Annotated in this window: 12 protein-coding genes; 4 read left to right on the top strand and 8 right to left on the bottom strand. The window is 67.3% G+C overall.

Annotated features, from left to right (window positions below; genetic code table 11):
• Positions 1-1,828: 1,828 nt before the first annotated feature.
• From KRX55_RS09765 to KRX55_RS09775, 3 genes are read right to left on the bottom strand one after another with little or no spacing between them, the layout of a single operon-like run.
• On the bottom strand, positions 1,829-2,056 hold the full coding sequence (locus KRX55_RS09765) for a hypothetical protein (protein ID WP_218407543.1): 228 nt from the start codon (positions 2,054-2,056) through the stop codon (positions 1,829-1,831).
• 11 nt (positions 2,057-2,067) lie between these two features.
• Positions 2,068-2,757: a YceI family protein gene (locus tag KRX55_RS09770; RefSeq protein WP_218407544.1), complete on the bottom strand. Its 690-nt coding sequence runs from the start codon at positions 2,755-2,757 to the stop codon at positions 2,068-2,070.
• 32 nt (positions 2,758-2,789) lie between these two features.
• On the bottom strand, positions 2,790-3,128 hold the full coding sequence (locus KRX55_RS09775; protein ID WP_370625820.1) for a hypothetical protein: 339 nt from the start codon (positions 3,126-3,128) through the stop codon (positions 2,790-2,792).
• 339 nt (positions 3,129-3,467) lie between these two features.
• On the opposite strand from KRX55_RS09775, the gene KRX55_RS09780 reads away from it, so the two are divergent.
• On the top strand, positions 3,468-3,854 hold the full coding sequence (locus tag KRX55_RS09780; RefSeq protein ID WP_198737891.1) for an RNA polymerase-binding protein RbpA: 387 nt from the start codon (positions 3,468-3,470) through the stop codon (positions 3,852-3,854).
• A 452-nt stretch (positions 3,855-4,306) separates the two neighbouring features.
• Here the strand turns inward: KRX55_RS09780 and KRX55_RS09785 are convergent, their stop codons facing one another.
• The 5 genes from KRX55_RS09785 to KRX55_RS09805 form a co-directional block, all read right to left on the bottom strand.
• Positions 4,307-5,101: a polyprenol monophosphomannose synthase gene (locus KRX55_RS09785; protein WP_218407545.1), complete on the bottom strand. Its 795-nt coding sequence runs from the start codon at positions 5,099-5,101 to the stop codon at positions 4,307-4,309.
• Positions 5,102-5,108: 7 nt separating this feature from the next.
• Entirely contained in the window at positions 5,109-6,650 is a 1,542-nt protein-coding gene (lnt, locus tag KRX55_RS09790; protein WP_218407546.1) for an apolipoprotein N-acyltransferase, read from the bottom strand.
• Positions 6,651-6,661: 11 nt separating this feature from the next.
• Positions 6,662-7,228: an FxsA family protein gene (locus KRX55_RS09795; RefSeq protein WP_218407547.1), complete on the bottom strand. Its 567-nt coding sequence runs from the start codon at positions 7,226-7,228 to the stop codon at positions 6,662-6,664.
• A gap of 37 nt (positions 7,229-7,265) precedes the next feature.
• Positions 7,266-10,868, bottom strand: a complete 3,603-nt coding sequence (gene cobN, locus KRX55_RS09800) for a cobaltochelatase subunit CobN (protein ID WP_218407548.1) — start codon at positions 10,866-10,868, stop codon at positions 7,266-7,268.
• Positions 10,869-10,948: 80 nt separating this feature from the next.
• Positions 10,949-12,238 (bottom strand): lipase family protein, encoded by a 1,290-nt coding sequence (locus KRX55_RS09805; RefSeq protein WP_218407549.1) that lies wholly within the window; start codon positions 12,236-12,238, stop codon positions 10,949-10,951.
• A 109-nt stretch (positions 12,239-12,347) separates the two neighbouring features.
• On the opposite strand from KRX55_RS09805, the gene KRX55_RS09810 reads away from it, so the two are divergent.
• Genes KRX55_RS09810 through cobJ form a run of 3 tightly spaced genes read left to right on the top strand, consistent with a single transcriptional unit; the run spans position 12,348 to position 15,752 of the window.
• Positions 12,348-13,559 (top strand): nitrite/sulfite reductase, encoded by a 1,212-nt coding sequence (locus tag KRX55_RS09810; protein WP_218407550.1) that lies wholly within the window; start codon positions 12,348-12,350, stop codon positions 13,557-13,559.
• Positions 13,560-13,586: 27 nt separating this feature from the next.
• Positions 13,587-14,231, top strand: coding sequence for a precorrin-8X methylmutase (locus KRX55_RS09815; protein WP_218407551.1), 645 nt, complete (start codon positions 13,587-13,589; stop codon positions 14,229-14,231).
• On the top strand, positions 14,232-15,752 hold the full coding sequence (gene cobJ / locus KRX55_RS09820; RefSeq protein ID WP_218407552.1) for a precorrin-3B C(17)-methyltransferase: 1,521 nt from the start codon (positions 14,232-14,234) through the stop codon (positions 15,750-15,752).
• Positions 15,753-15,792: the final 40 nt, after the last annotated feature.

Raw genomic sequence — 15,792 nt, forward strand, 5'->3', positions numbered from 1 at the left:
AACCAGCACACCTCCGTGATGCGGGCATGCCGCGGAAGCGACCCTCATCACCGCCGCATCCTCCGCGAAGCGATCATCGCCCGCCGCGACCATGACATGCAGCCTGAGTCTCTGACGCACTTCGCGTCCCATCGCTGCTGAGCTTCCGTGTTCGAATTGCCTGATCACCGGCAGAGACGGCAAACCACCTGGCGTTGGGTAACCGACGGAGCAGGGGGGGGCGTGGGGAAGTGGGGTATTTCCGTCATGTTTCCCGGGCCTTGACGCTACCCGTTGATTTGCCCTATCTGGTGAGAGAGGGGCGGGTCCAATGCGTGAACTCCCAGCCAGGTAAAAAGGTCCTCAAGGGAATCGTCGGGTAGCGGTAAATCAGGCTAAGCGGTGCTGCCTTTTCTACGGAAAATACCTGCGTAAAATTTTCGGTTCTCTGTTAGATTCTGTCTGATGTGTCGATCAATCCTTATCTGACAGTGCTGATATCTGCAACGTCGAGCGTGAAAAAAAGTTACTCCGGGCCTGGCCAGTAAGGGAGAAGATCGATAAAACCGATCCCTGAAGAAATGTGTGACCGGAAGGGCAACCCGCTGCTTGGGTTCACACCCACCAACCGCTGTGAAAACGGAAACGAACTCTTCGTTTCATCTGCGAGCGGCCGATCCTCATTTCCCGGAAGGTTCCGTGCTCGTGCTTGACCGCCCACCAAGAAGTGCCGAAAGCTCTAGTGCGGTCAATGTCAGGCCGGAAATGGTCGAGGAGTCAACTCCGGACCTCCAGGGGATGCTGATTGTACAAAAATACCGGTCGCTGAATAGTGCTGGAAGGTATCTAGGCCTGAATGAACAGCCGGTGAGGTAGGCGGGCGTATTCGCAAAACGCGACCGTGTCCGCCGGGGTGATTCCAGGGTGATCGATGAAATAACTGGTGCGTGCCTTGTTTCGATCGTGGATCCGGCCTCCGCTCGCTGTCGTTCTCCGGGAAAGGCCCGGTTGATTCTGTTATTGGGACAATTGGATGAGGTGGCGCAATTGGATGTGTTGTCCGAATTGTCCGCCACTGCATTTGAGTTGCGAATGTAGCGGTAAATTAAGCACTCCGATGCTCAGGCCGGGGCGTGCAGCGACGTGGAACCTCCGGATGCGCCAAAGGGCGGAGGACGGTGTCCGGGCCGAGTGCCTCGCCCCGGAGGTGATGGATCTCGGTGGAGGGGGTCGGTGCGCGTGTGTTGACGGGGCCGCTCGATGGGCGGCACGCTCGATCCGTCCTCGACCGGGTGCCTGGCGAGTGTCTGTCGACATCGCCGCGGGATGGGACGCGGTCGGGAGTCTGGGCGCTCACGGAATCTCTGGTCAGTGGTTGATCCAGGGATTATCCGGCGGAGAGGGGGGGCGGGCCTGGTGGCGAGCGGAGAGGATTGAGGCGACGTCCCGGTACTAAGTGACATAATGTACATTATCGGACAACTGTTGATCCGCGGTACTTCCCCCGTGGGCGTCTCCGGGTACCGGGCGCCGTATCGGCGGTCCGGCCCCGCTCCCGGAACTCCCGTGGCGCCGGGCGTGTGGTCCCGCCCCGCGCGGCATTCCGGACCCGTGGTTGACGGGTGATCCGTGACCGCCCGGTCGAATTGGTCGCACCGGGTTGTCCCGAGGTCGCCACATCCGGTTGCCGTACCGGAACGCGTCCGCCCCTCACGGACGGGGTCGGTCGGTGTATGGGGGTGGTCCGGCGGTGTTCCGGCCACCCTGCCGCTCCGCACGCACGGTATGGAAGAGCACCCCCTTTTTGTCACTTGTGACAAAAAGGGGGTGCTCAAGGGTGTGCGTCCGATCATCCTCGCCGAGACGATTTACCCGGATCCTTCCCACCGGATCCGTTGTTCGCGGAGCGGATGCTGTCCCGCGTGCTCTGGGCCGTTCGCAACTGGAGTCCGGTGAGGACGAGGAGAACGACGCCGATACCTGCGAGCAGCCACATCTGCGAGTACGCCGTGTACCCCAGAAAACCGATCAGAATGATGATGCGGAACCAGAGCATCGGGATCATACGGTGGGCCATGGTGATCTACCTCACTTCTCGAAGATGAGACGGATGTTGATCTCGCCTTCTTCGGCGATGGTCGCCGCAACGAACTCCGGCGGATAGATGTTGTAGTCGGTCCTGTCGACGGTGAGAACCCCGGCTACGATGACCCGCTCACCGGTGCGGAGGATGTCCAGCGTGGGTGTCACGTCGCGGGAGGTTCCGTGGAGCGTGAGGACGCCGGGAACCTCGGCGCTCGACACCGTACCGTCGTCGGGAACATCCGCGAGATCGATCGGCCCCTTCACCTGGAATGTGGCCGTCGGGAAATCGTCGGTGTGCAGGATGCTCCTCCGTACATTGATGTCGCGCTTCTCGATGTCCGTTTTGATCGTCGTGGCATCCGCGACAACCTCTCCGTCGGTGAGTTGTCCGTCGCTCACGTCGAGGAAGCCCGTCACCTGGTATGTGCTTCCCGAGGTACTCTTGCGCTCGCCCGGAAGCACCTCGTTGAAGGTGAAGCCGACGCCGGTCGTGTTCGCCCCGGAGCCCGGAACGAGATTCCAGTGGCCGTCGACATCGGTCGTCGCGGGAACAGCGTTCTCCGCGTTGATGCCACCGGTACGGATGCCGGGGTTGGTGATGAGTTTGTACACCAGCGGTCCGACGCTCGCCAGGGAAATCACGATGATGGCGATGACGGTGAGAGCCACGAACGGCTTCTTGAGGGTTTCCATGTGTCCTCTTCCGGTGTTCTCGACGTGCGAAGTTAGCGAAGGTGTTCCGCGCGGCGTGCCAGCGTGACGAGCTCCGCGCAGAGTTCGCGGATCTCCTCCGCGGGGGAATTCTCCTCCGCGGCGGTGGCGACGTCCTCCGCGGCACAACGGAGCTCGAAGAGCAGGTCGCTGAGACGCTCCGCCTTCTCCGGACGCATGATGACCGCGTCCTCGGGTATCGAGGTGCCGGACACCCGCGAACGCTGTTCGTAGGCGCGCTGCCTACACGAATGGCTGCAGTACTTCCGCGGTCGTCCCCGGCCCTGTTCGGGAACAGGGCCCTGGCACCATTGGCATGTCGCCTGGCGCCTGGCGATCGCTTCCTCACTCACTCCCCCAACCTTAGGGCCTTCCCGGCCGCATCATCAACAATCACCCCGGACCCGGGTGTCTGGTCCGGACGGTCGGTTGAAGAGGTGGCCGGTCAACTGTGGTGGTCGTGCGGCGCGATCAAGGGCTATAGTGGTGTGGATGAACAGCCGTTCCGTCCGTCGATCCGGAGCAGCGCGAAGGAACAGAGGGTACGTACCACCCGCCGGCCACCGGATTCAACCGGTTCCGGCGGTCGCTGCACCACGGATGACACGGACGGCAACCGCCTCACACAGGGGATCATCCGGCTGAACATGGCTGTTAACCAGTATTTCGCACAGTAAAGGACTGATACTTCTATGGCAGATCGTGTTCTCCGCGGTAGCCGCATGGGCGCCGTGAGCTACGAGACCGACCGCGACCACGACCTCGCGCCGCGCCAACTGGTGAAGTACCGCACCGATGACGGGGACGTCTTCGAGGTTCCGTTCGCGCATGACGCGGAAATTCCCGGCACCTGGATGTGCAAGAACGGTCAGATGGGCACCCTGATGGAGGGTGAGGGTGTCGAAGCCAAGCCCACCAAACCTCCGCGGACCCACTGGGACATGCTCCGTGAGCGTCGTTCCATCGAGGAACTCGACGAGCTTCTCGAGGAGCGGATCGAGCTTCTCCGCAAGCGCCGCCGCAACGCCGCTCGCCTGCTGAAGCAGCAGCAGGAGGAAGCGAAGAAGAACGGGGCCTGATTCCCAGCCCTTCACACCGGAACGGACCGTCACGTCGATCACCACTGATCTGATCGTGGCGGTCCGTTTTCGTCACCCGAGTGCACATAAAGGCCCGGTCCGTGGACCTGCCCCCGATCCGTGCCCTAGTCATCGGTGGAACGGGGATGCTCCTCCCCTTCTCTCGCAGGCTGTGTGGTGCAGGAGCAACGGAGGTCCTGCCCTCCCGTCATCCGGAACGGCCGGAGTCCACGGCGAGCCTCATCGGTGTGGAGGCGTCATGGCATGAGCCGGACATGTACACGGACAGGTGCCGTTCCGTACTCGGTGGAACAGCTGATCTGCTCGTGATGTGGTGCCACTCCCCCCCCCCGGCGGCGCACCGACATGGTGGTCGGGACCACAGGCCGAGACGCGTCCCGACCCGACGGAAAACCTGGAGCTGTACCGGGGAAGCACTCCGGCAGAGGGGATCAGCTGCGGCGCCGCTTGCGACGGCGGAACGCGATCTCCTTCTTCACTTCCTCCACGATGGCGGAGAGCTGCTCCCTGCGGTGCGCCACACCCCACGCGGTGACCTGCGCGAGGGAATCCTTGACGAAGCTGCCGTCCAGTTTGGACTCGCCGATCTCGCGTTCGGTGAAGGTGATCGGGACCTCCCGGACGTCGAAGCCCTCCCGTACCGCCCGCCACGCCAGGTCCACCTGGAAGATGTACCCGGCGTTCGACAGCTCGTCCAGATCGAGGGACTCGATCAGTTCGCGTCGGTACGCGCGGTAACCGGCGGTCATGTCGCTGAGTCCCGCGCCGAGGGCCAGCGAGATGTAGATGTTGCCGCCCTTCGACAGCACCCACCGCTGCTTCGGCCAGTTGACCACCTTCCCGCCGTCGACGTACCGGGAACCGATGACCAGATCTGCACCGGCGTCGACCTGATCCAGGAGGAGGTGCAGCTGCTCGGGGGCGTGTGACCCGTCGGCGTCCATCTCGCACAGGACGCGGTAGTCGCGTTCCAGACCCCAGCGGAATCCCTCGACGTACGCACCGCAGAGACCGCCCTTGCCGTTGCGGTGCAGGACGTGGATCCGGGGATCCGCGGAGGCGATCTCGTCGGCGAGCTCTCCGGTCCCGTCCGGGCTGGCGTCGTCGACGACGAGGATGTCAACCTCAGGCGTCGCGGAACGGACCCGACCGGTGATCAGGGGAAGATTCTCCCGCTCGTTGTAGGTCGGGATGATGACCAGAGTTGCGTCGCTGGGTTTCGACATGGGTGAGTCATTCTCCTCGGTGTGGCTGGCTCCTGCGTCGGGGCCCGGTCTTTCGCCCGGTTCTCCCGGTGACGAGCACGACGAACAGGCATATCCACCCAATTATACCCAGCGTCACCTCGATCCAGGAACCGTGGCGGGCCGCGAACGTGAGCCGGTCGCGGAGTGGAAGAGTGTCGGTGAGTACGGCCGGGGTGAAGATCCTCGTACTCGAGGCGACGTGACCGTCGGGGTGGATGATGGCTGACACACCCGATGTGGCGGCGACGACGACCGCACGGTCGAGCTCCAGGGCCCGCATCCGCGACATGGCCAGCTGCTGGTATGTCATGTCGGAGAAACCGAACGTCGCGTTGTTCGTCGGGGTGGTCAGGATACGGGCACCGGCCCCGACCGCGTCCCGGCCGGCCGCATCGAAGGCGACCTCGTAACACGTGGCCACTCCGACGCCGATCATCTCGCCGGTGGCGGGGACACGGACGTGCACGACGCCGTCCCCGTCGCCCGGCTTGTAGTCACCGGCCCGGTCGACGTACGGGGACAGGGGACGGAGCAGCTCCCGGTAGGGCATCCACTCCCCGAACGGCTGGAGGTACTTCTTGTGGTGCCACTCCCCCGGGCCGGTGACGGGATCGAAGACGACGACGGTGTTGCGGTCGCCGACATCGTCCGTGGTGAGTGTCCCCACGAGGACGGGCGCGCCGGCCGAGCTCACCGCTTCGTCCACGAGCTTGCGCGCCTGAGCGTCGGCGAAGGGGTTGACGTCGGCGGAGTTCTCGGGCCAGACGACCAGATCGACAGGTTCCCCGATGGTTTCCGTGACCCGGGTGTGGTTCGCCAGGACGGCCCGGCGTTGCGCGTTGAAATCGAGACCGAGTCGCGGGACATTTCCCTGCACCGCGGCGACGGTGATCCGGCCGGTGTCCGCGTCCGCTCCGGGAGCGGCGACCCAGGAGCCCGCGGCGGCGACCGCGGGAACGGCGATCAGCGTGAGCGCCCGGTACCGCCCGCCACGGAGGATCAGTGTGGCCGCTCCGGCCGCGACCATCACCACCCCGAAGGTGACCAGGGCAGGTCCCCCGACGGGGGCGAGGAAGCGTAGTGGACCGTCGACCTGTCCCCAGGCGAGGCGGACCCACGCGAAGCCACCGAAGGGCCAGGAACTGCGCAGCCATTCGACGGCCACAGCCATGAATGGGTAGACGGCGGGACCGCAGCGGAGGCGCGCGGCCGCCGTGACACCGGCACCGAGGGCGATCGCGTACAGGGATTCGGTGACGGCGAGAGCCACGTAGGGGAATGTCCCGACGAGCTCACCGATCCACGGCAGGAGCAGCAGGTAGAGCACGACCGAATGGCTGAAGGCGAGGAATACACCGGTGCGCAGCCGGGGTGCGGAGGCCAGGATCCCGCGCTCCCAGGGGGCCAACGCGACATAGAGGAGCGCCATCCCGACCGGGGCCGCGGGCCACCAGCCGAGGGGCTCGTAGGAGGAGTAGACCAAAACGCCGCTGAGCAGTGCGAGCAGCAGGCGGACGAGAGAGCTCATCGACCGACGTATCAGCCGCGTGGGCGGGTGTCGCCGGAGGCTCCGTCCCCTTCGTCCCCGCGGTCATCCAGGAAGTCCTCCGGGGTGACCTCGCTGCTCCAGCGCTGGATCTCCTGATCGTCCGGTGCAGAGGTGGTGGAACCCTGCGACGGGTCGTGGTCGACGACGAACGTTCCGTAGCTGGTGGTCTGCCGGTACCGGTTGGCCGCCTCGAATCCACGAACACCGAGATCCTCGATCTTGCGGCGCATCTTGCGCGCAAGTATTCCGCGTACGACCGACCTCGTGGGCGGGATGATCAGCAGGAGACCGACGATCGTGGTGATGAACCCCGGCATCGCCACGCCGAGGGTACCGGCGGCGACGAGACCGTAGTCACCGGCCCCGCGGCCCGCACCCACGCGCCCCTGGGAGAGCTTCAGCGCGATCCGGCGCATCTCGACGGCGGCGAGCAGCAGTCCGCCGAAGAAGAACAGCAGGAGCAGAAGGAGCGCCCAGCCGACCCCCAGCCATCTGGCGACCAGCCAGAAGGCGAGGGTCTCGGTCAGGATGTACGGGATGGCGATGAAGATAGGCACCCGCCCGAGTGTACCGGCTCACCCCCGTGGACGGAGGCTATTGCCGATCCTCCAGTTCACCTTCCGTCTCGATGAACGTCTCCCGCAGCAGCTCCATGGCCTCCTCGGAGGGTTCCTCCCACAGCCCGCGGTCGGCGGCCTCGATGAGCCGCTCGGAGATGTCCCGGAGCGCCCAGGGATTCGACTGGCGGAAGAACTCGCGGTTGACCTCGTCCCGGACGTAGGTGTCCGTCAGTGTCTCGTACATCCAGTCGTCCATCAGGTTGGTCGTGGCGTCGTAGCCGAAGAGGTAGTCCACGGTGGCCGACATCTCGAAGGCGCCCTTGTAGCCGTGCTTCCGCATGGCCTCGATCCAACGCGGGTTGACCACGCGGGCGCGGAACACGCGGCGGGACTCCTCGTGGAGCGTACGGGTCCGGACGGTCTCCTGGCGGCGGGAGTCACCGATGTAGGCCTCGGGGTCGTTTCCGGTGAGTGCACGGACCGTCGCGACCATGCCGCCGTGGTACTGGAAGTAGTCGTCGGAGTCGGCGATGTCGTGCTCCGCGGAGTCGACGTTCTTCGCCGCGACCTGGATCCGCCGGTAGGCGGTGCGCATGTCTTCGGCGGCCTCGACTCCCTCTATGCCGCGCCCGTAGGCGTACCCGCCCCAGGAGGTGTAGACCTCGGCGAGATCGGCGTCGTCTCGCCAGGCACCGGACTCGATGAGCTGGAGCAGACCGGCGCCGTAGGTCCCGGGCTTGGAGCCGAAGATCCGGCGGGTGTGCTCGTCGAGGGTGCCGTCGGCACGTGCGTGGGCCCGTACGTAGTTGCTCTCATCCGGCTCGTCGAGGTTCTTGACCATCTGCACCGCGTCGTCGAGCAGTGCCAGGACGTGCGGGAACGCGTCGCGGAAGAACCCGGAGATACGGACGGTGGTGTCGATGCGCGGGCGGCCCAGTTCCTCCAGACCGATGATCTCGAGGTCCGTGACCCGGCGGGAGGCCTCGTCCCAGACCGGTCGGACACCGAGGAGGGCGAACACCTCGGCGATGTCGTCGCCGGAGGTGCGCATCGCGGAGGTTCCCCACACCGACAGCCCGACGGACGTCGGGTAGGCGCCGTCATGATCGTCCCGGTAGCGGTCGATCAGCGAGTCGGCGAGCAGCTGGCCGGTCTCCCAGGCGAGGCGGCTGGGCAGTGACTTCGGGTCGACGGAGTAGAAGTTCCGGCCGGTGGGCAGGACGTTGATCAGGCCGCGCATCGGGGAACCCGAGGGGCCGGCGTCGATGAAGCCGCCGTCGAGTGCGTGCAGGATCTGGGTGATCTCGCGCGGGGTCTGGGCGAGCCGGGGAACGATCTCGGTGCACGCGAAACGCATGATCGCGGCGACCGTGTCGCGGTCCGCGGTGTCGGGCATGGGGGTCCCGTCGAGCACGGAGTCGACCTGCTCGACGTCCCAGCCGAGTTCGTCGAGGCGGGTGAGGATCCCGTGCGCGACCTCCTCTACCGTGTCCACACGCGTCCGCGTCTCGTCGCCCGCCTCGGACAGGCCGAGCGCCTCCCGCAGTCCCGGGACGCTGCGCTCGCCACCCCAGAGCTGGCGGGCGCGGAGCATCGCCAGGACGAGTTCGATGCGCATCTCGCCGGAGATGTCCCCGCCGAGGATGTGCAGGCCACCGCGAATCGCGACGTCCTTGATCTCGCAGAGCCAGCCGTCGATGTGCATGAGCATGTCATCGAAGACCTCCTCGTCCGGGCGCTGCTCCCAGCCGAGGTCCTGGTCCATCTTCGCGGCGGTGAGCAGGGTCCAGATCTCCTGTCGGATGGCGGGCAGTTTCGCAGGATCCATCGCCGAGATGTTCTGGTGCTCGTCGAGCAGCTGCTCGAGCCGGGTGATGTCGCCGTAGGACTCCGCGCGGGCCATCGGAGGGATCATGTGGTCGATGAGGGTGGCGTGGGCGCGGCGCTTCGCCTGGCTCCCCTCACCCGGGTCGTTCACGAGGAACGGGTAGATCAGCGGCATGTCGGCGATCGCCTGGTCGGTGTAGCAGTCCGCGGACATGCCGACGGTCTTGCCGGGCAGCCACTCCATGTTGCCGTGCTTGCCCATGTGCACGATGGCGTCCGCGCCGAAGACGTGACGGAGCCAGTGGTATGTCCCGAGGTAGTGGTGGTTCGCCGGCAGGTCCGGGTCGTGGTAGATGCCGACCGGGTTGTCACCGAAGCCGCGGGGCGGCTGCACCATGACGACGACATTGCCGAAGACGAGTCCCGCGACGTACAGCTCACCGGTGGCGGGGTTGACGTAGTGCGTTCCGGGTGCCTCGCCCCAGTGCTCGGTCATCTCCTCGCGCATGCCCTCCGGGAGGGTCTCGAAGTAGTCGAGGTAGTCCTGCCTCGACAGCTTGAGCGGATTGTTGGCGAGCACCTCGTCTGTGAGCCACTCGGGGTCGTGTCCGCCGGCGGCGATGATGGCGTGCATGAAGGCGTCGCCGTCGAGATCGTCGTATCCGGGGATCTCCGAGGTGTCACCCAGGTCGTAGCCGGCCTCGGCCATGGCGTGCAGCACCCTGAGGGTGGACACCGGGGTGTCGAGGCCCACCGCGTTGCCGATCCGGGCGTGCTTCGTCGGGTACGCCGACAGCATGACGACTATCTTCTTCTCCGCGTTGTCGAGATGCCGCAGCCGGGCGAAGCGGCAGGCGATCCCGGCGAGCCGGGCGCAGCGCTCGTGGTCGGGGACGTAGGAGATCAGGCCGTCCGCGTCGTACTCCTTGAAGGAGAAGGGAACGGCGATGATCCGGCCGTCGAACTCCGGCACCGCGACCTGGGTGGCGACGTCGAGCGGTGAGAGTCCGTCGTCGGACTCCTCCCACCGGGCGCGCGGATTGGTCAGCGCGAGCCCCTGGATGATGGGGACATCGAGGGCGGCGAGTGCCGCCACATCCCACGCCTCGTCCTGCTCCCCCGCCTGTGCGGTCGCGGGCTTCGTGCCACCGGCGGCGAGCACCGTGGTGATCAGCACGTCCATGTCCGCCAGCTCGGTGAGCAGGTCATCCGGCGCGGTACGCAGGGAGGCGGAGTAGATCGGTACGGCGCGCACGCCGAGGTTCTCGATCGCGTCGGCCAGACCGTGGATGTAGTCCACGTTGCCGGCGAGATGCTGCGCCCGGTAGTAGAGGATCGCCACCCGCGGTGCGTCGGCCGGTCCGGAGAACTCCGGGCGGTCCAGGTGCCCCCAGAACGGCATCCGGACCGGCTCGTCGAAGCCGAGTCCGGTGAGCAGCACCGTGTCGGAGAGGAAGTTGTGCAGCTGGTGCAGGTTGTCCGCTCCCCCCTCGGCGAGATAGGTGTGCGCCTGGGTGACCACACCCGCGGGGACGGTGGACAGCTCGGTGAGTTCGGCGTCGACGGCGAGTTCACCCGACACCACGACCGCCGGCACCCCGCTGCGCAGGATGTGGTCGAGGCCCTCCTCCCACGCGCGCCTACCGCCCAGCAGCCGCACGATCACCAGATCGGCACCGGCGAGGTGCTCATCGAGCATCCCGGTGGACAGGCCGTTCGGGTTGGCGAAGCGGTACTCCACCTCGCTGCGCTCATTCGCGGACTTCGCGGACAACAGGTCGGTGTCGGAGGTGGAGAGAAGCAGAATCACGGTGGAGAGGTCCTTGCCTGCGCTGCCTGCGGTGCAACGCGTTCGGGGGTACGTAAAATCGGGCTGTGTCTGCGGTCAGCCTACCGCAGAGCGGACAGCAACCACACGATGTTGCGGGGTAACCGGAGGTAGTAGGGGAGGAAGTGGTTGAGGGTCGTGCGGCCCGGGAACCTCGGCATCACCGATTCCCGGTAGGAGACGTCCCCCCCTGCACCGGCCCAGTGGCGGGCCACCTCCCGGACCTGCCCGACGGGTATGACGTCGTCGTTCGCGGACCCCCACAGCAGCACCGGGCAGGAGGGACGCCGTTTCCCGAGCAGCTGGCGGCGCAGTGCCCGTCGGACCACGGGCAGCGACTCCGCCAGCTCCGCGAGTGACAGACCCGACACCGTCCATCTCCGTGTCGACGCCCACGCGGAGGTGACGATGCTCCCCCCGGCGCACGTCGCCGTGTTCGCCCGGATCTGCGCCCGACCGTGGTCGTTGAACAGCGGCCACAGCGTCCTGCGGAGATCATCGGAGCTGACCATCAGTCCCGCCACCGCGTAGGCGAGCGCTCCGGTGATCAGGCCGCCGTCGACATGGCCCAACACCGCGCCGAGATCGGACGGCGGTGAACCGACGACCGCGGCCCGGGGGATGACGTCGGGGGCGTAGCCGGGATTCTCCGCCAGCCACCCGACCGCTCCACCCCCCTGGGAGAAACCCCACAGGCCCAGAGGTGCCCGCGGTGAGACCCCGAGCCCGACCGCGGCCCGCACTGCGTCCGCGAGCGCCTGACCGCCGGCGATGTTGTCCCCGTAGTACTGGACACCGGTCACCTCGTCACGGGGGTAGTCGATGAATACGACATGGAAACCCGAGGCCACCAGCGCGAGAAGAACCGGGAGCTCGTAGGCGATGATGCAGTCCACCGGCGGGCGCAGGAAAAGATCCAGTCCCACGGTGCAGCTGACCGACGGATCGCAGTGCCGCGCCACGCCCTGAGTCGAGGGGGCGAACGCAATCAGCGGCCGGGGTCCCGCGTGGTCGGCGGTGAGCCGTCGGGAGCGCAGCAGAACCCCGGTCGCGGGAATCACACGGCCCGACGAGTCCCTCGTGGCGTAGCAGAATGCGGTGGCCGTGGCCGGGTTCAGTCGGCTGCCCGCACCGAGAACCTGCACCGGCTCCGCCGACAGGACCGAGCCGGGCGCGGTATCGGCAACCGATCCCGGAACACGCCTGCGTTCCGGATACCGGATGGCGGCCCGCTCACCGCTCATCCACCTGGCCACCTGGCTCCGCACCACGTCGACCGTCACAGGCATCACGGTGCGGAGCAGCACGGATGCGACCGTGCGCAGGCGGGGAGACACGAGACGGGAAGGCATGTGTCCACCTTAACGACGGGCGTGGCCCGGAACCCCCGGAGTCCCCGGGTGGCCGGACCGCGGCGGCGCGGCTGCCGCCCGGGGCGTGCCGGGTCCTAGACTGGTGAGCATGAGCGTGGAATCCAGGGCATCATCAACCGCCGGACACACGGTGGAGAACTCCCGGAGTCTCGGCGACCGTGGTCGTCCCGACGCCTGTCCGGGTGCGGTGCACATGCACCGTGCCGCGGATGGTCGGATCGGCCGGATCCGGGTGCCGGGGGGTTACCTGGATCCCGGGAAGTGGGAGACTCTCGCGGACCTCTCCGACCGCTACGGTGACGGGATGATCCACCTTACGACCCGCGGAAACCTCCAGGTGCGCGGAATCTCCGAGGAGAACGCCGCGGGATTCACAGGGGCGGTGGACGCGGCGGGCCTGCTGCCGAGCATCGCGCACGACCGGATCCGCAACATCATCGCGGCCCCCCTCTCCCCCGAACTCGTTCCGCTCGTAGAACAGCTCGACCAGCTGCTGCTGGAGGATCCGACCACGGCCCGGCTGTCCGGGCGGACGCTGTTCGGTATCGATGACGGGAGCGGACTGATCGCGTCCCGGCATCCCGACATCGGCGTGCTGCCCGGGCCCGAGCTCCACCATCTGATCCTCGGTGGCTCGCCCGTCGACGCAGCGACCCGCCCCGGGGACACGGCCCGGGCACTTGCCCGGGCGGCCGCTCTGTGGGCCGCGCGCCGCGGGAAGGCCTGGCGCATCGACGAGCAACCCGGTGCCGCATCCGACATCGCCGCGGACCTCACCGGATCGGGCCTCGCCCGTGGCGTCCCCGCGCCGGCGGTTCCCGTCGGGAAACCGGATCCGCCGATCGGTTGGATCGACCGCCCGGACGGGACGGTCAGCCTTGCGGCCGGACTCAGGTTCGGAGCACTGGACACGGCTCTCGCCCGGATGATCGCGACCATCGGTCGGCCGACCCAGGTCACCTGCTGGCGCTCTGTGATCATCGAGGGGCTGGACACCGCGTCCGCGGAGGTCGTGGTGAAGGTACTCGCCCCCATGGGGCTCATCTTCGACGCGGACTCCCCGTGGCTCGAGGTCTCCGCCTGCACCGGGTCCACCGGATGCGACAAATCCGCGTCCGACACGCGGGCCGATGCGGTGGCCGCCGTCCGGGAACACCGCGTCCCCGTCGCCCCCGACGACCACGTCCACTTCTCCGGATGCGAGCGCCGCTGCGGGCATCCCGTGGACAGGCCGTACACGGACTATCTCGCGGTCGGTGAGGGTGAATACGAGATCGGTCGCAGGGACGGGAGGAACTGACACCCCCGGAACGTAGAATGGGACACCATGCATCAATACATCACCGACGGTGCCGAGATCTACCGCCGTTCCTTCGCCACCATCCGCAACGAGGCTGACCTCTCGGCCTTCGACCCCGAGCAGGCCACGGTGGCCGTCCGGATGATCCACGCCGCCGGTGAGGTTGACCTCGCGGGCGACATCGCCATGTCCGCCGACCTCATCCCCGCCGCGCGCCATGCGTTGCAGTCCGGTGCCCCCGTCCTCACGGATGTCCAGATGGTCGCCTCGGGTGTGACGAGGCGTCGTCTCCCGGCGGACAACGAGGTCATCTGTCTGCTCGGGGATCCCCGCGTCCCCGAGCTCGCCCGGGATCTCGGGACAACGCGGACCGCCGCCGCCGTCGAGTTGTGGCGCCCCGTCCTCGACGGCGCCGTGGTGGCCATCGGAAACGCACCGACCGCACTGTTCCACCTGCTCAACCTGCTGGCGGCTGATCCCGGTCTCCCCCGCCCGGCTGCGATTCTCGGTGTCCCCGTCGGATTCATCGGCGCCGCCGAATCCAAGCAGGCGCTCGCGGATGACGCGTCCTCACTCGGTACGGAGTTCCTCACTGTCCACGGTCGACGGGGCGGATCCGCCATCACCTGTGCCGCGGTCAACGCGCTCGCCGATTCCCGGGAGATCATGTAGATGGCCGCCGAAGGAGGGTCCCTCACCGGCGTCGGCGTCGGCCCCGGGGATCCGGAGCTGCTCACCGTCGCCGCCGCCCGGGCGATCGGCGCCGCGGACGTCGTGGCGTACCACGCGAAGCCGGGTGGCGCGTCCGCCGCCCGTGCGGCCGCCGAGCCGTACCTGCACGAGGGACAGATCCATGAACTGCTCTCCTATCCCGTCACCACCGGGGACACCACCCATCCGGGCGGGTATGCGGGAGCACTGGCGGAGTTCTACGTGGAGGCCGTACAGCGCCTCGCCGGACACCTGGACGCGGGCCGCGACGTGGTCGTGCTCGCGCTGGGGGATCCGATGCTCTACAGCTCCTACCAGCATCTCCACCGGATGCTCGCTGATCTCCCCGGTACCCGTGCCGCCCGGATCATTCCCGGGGTCACCTCGATCACCGCGGCCGCGGACGTCCTCGCCCGCCCGCTCGCCGAGGATGACGAGGTGCTCACCGTTCTCCCCGGAACACTCGATGAGGAGGAACTGTCGAGGCGGCTCCGGGACACGGACACAGCCGTGGTGATGAAGCTGGGGAGGACCTGGCCGAAGGTCCGGCGGGCCCTCGACCGCGCCGGTGTCCTCGACCGGACGTACGTCGTGTCCCGTATCGGCATGGCGGGACAGGACTCCCTCCCGGCGACCGAGGTGACCGAGGTGCCGTATTTCGCGGTCGCCGTCGTCCCCTCCCACCGGGATGGCGTCTGCGCCGCGTCGTCGGAGGCGGCCGGCCGGTCGGCGCTGACGGGCGCGGGTGAGGTCGTCGTCGTGGGACTGGGCCCGGGTGATCCCGACTGGACCACCCCCGAGGTCTCCCGCGAGCTGGGGCTCGCGGAGGACCTCGTCGGCTATTCCACCTACATCAACCGCGTTCCGGAGCGGGCCGGGCAGCGCCGCCACCTCTCCGACAACAAGGTCGAGGCGGAGCGCGCCGCCATGGCGCTCGATCTCGCGGCCAGGGGCAGGAGGGTCGCCGTCGTCAGTTCCGGCGATCCGGGTGTGTTCGCCATGGCGGCCGCGGTTCTCGAGACCGCGGACGACGACGCATGGCGGGATGTCACCGTCAGGGTTGTTCCCGGAATGACCGCGGCGCAGGCCGTCGCCTCCCGGGTCGGTGCTCCGCTCGGCCACGACTTCGGGATGATCTCCCTGTCCGACCGGTTGAAACCGTGGGAGGTCATCGCCCGTCGGGTGCACGCCCTCGCCGGGGCGGACATGGCCTTCGCCGTGTACAACCCGGCATCGAGAACAAGGCGGCGCCAGGTGGCGGAGCTACGGGACATCGTGCTGGAACACCAGGGCCCCGAAACCCCGGTCATCGTCGCCCGTGCCGTCGGTTCCGACCGGGAGAGTGTCACGGTGACCACCCTCGCCGACTTCGATCCGGACGTGGTCGACATGCGGACGATGCTCATCATCGGGGCATCGACGACGAAGGTCTACGAGGGGCCCGATGGGCCGCGGGTATTCACCTCACGCCGTTACGGCTGAGGTGCCCCGGTTCCTCCCCGAACGCCGGGGCCCGTGGCGG

Source organism: Corynebacterium sp. TAE3-ERU16, assembly GCF_019209935.1.
Lineage (GTDB): Bacteria > Actinomycetota > Actinomycetes > Mycobacteriales > Mycobacteriaceae > Corynebacterium > Corynebacterium antarcticum.

What these genes read in the sequence shown, in the direction of transcription:
- KRX55_RS09765 (WP_218407543.1), bottom strand. Translation starts at nt 2,056, where the DNA reads ATGGCCCACCGTATGATCCCGATGCTCTGGTTCCGCATCATCATTCTG.
- KRX55_RS09770 (WP_218407544.1), bottom strand. Translation starts at nt 2,757, where the DNA reads ATGGAAACCCTCAAGAAGCCGTTCGTGGCTCTCACCGTCATCGCCATC.
- KRX55_RS09780 (WP_198737891.1), top strand. Translation starts at nt 3,468, where the DNA reads ATGGCAGATCGTGTTCTCCGCGGTAGCCGCATGGGCGCCGTGAGCTAC.
- KRX55_RS09785 (WP_218407545.1), bottom strand. Translation starts at nt 5,101, where the DNA reads ATGTCGAAACCCAGCGACGCAACTCTGGTCATCATCCCGACCTACAAC.
- lnt (WP_218407546.1), bottom strand. Translation starts at nt 6,650, where the DNA reads ATGAGCTCTCTCGTCCGCCTGCTGCTCGCACTGCTCAGCGGCGTTTTG.
- KRX55_RS09805 (WP_218407549.1), bottom strand. Translation starts at nt 12,238, where the DNA reads ATGCCTTCCCGTCTCGTGTCTCCCCGCCTGCGCACGGTCGCATCCGTG.
- KRX55_RS09810 (WP_218407550.1), top strand. Translation starts at nt 12,348, where the DNA reads ATGAGCGTGGAATCCAGGGCATCATCAACCGCCGGACACACGGTGGAG.
- KRX55_RS09815 (WP_218407551.1), top strand. Translation starts at nt 13,587, where the DNA reads ATGCATCAATACATCACCGACGGTGCCGAGATCTACCGCCGTTCCTTC.
- cobJ (WP_218407552.1), top strand. Translation starts at nt 14,232, where the DNA reads ATGGCCGCCGAAGGAGGGTCCCTCACCGGCGTCGGCGTCGGCCCCGGG.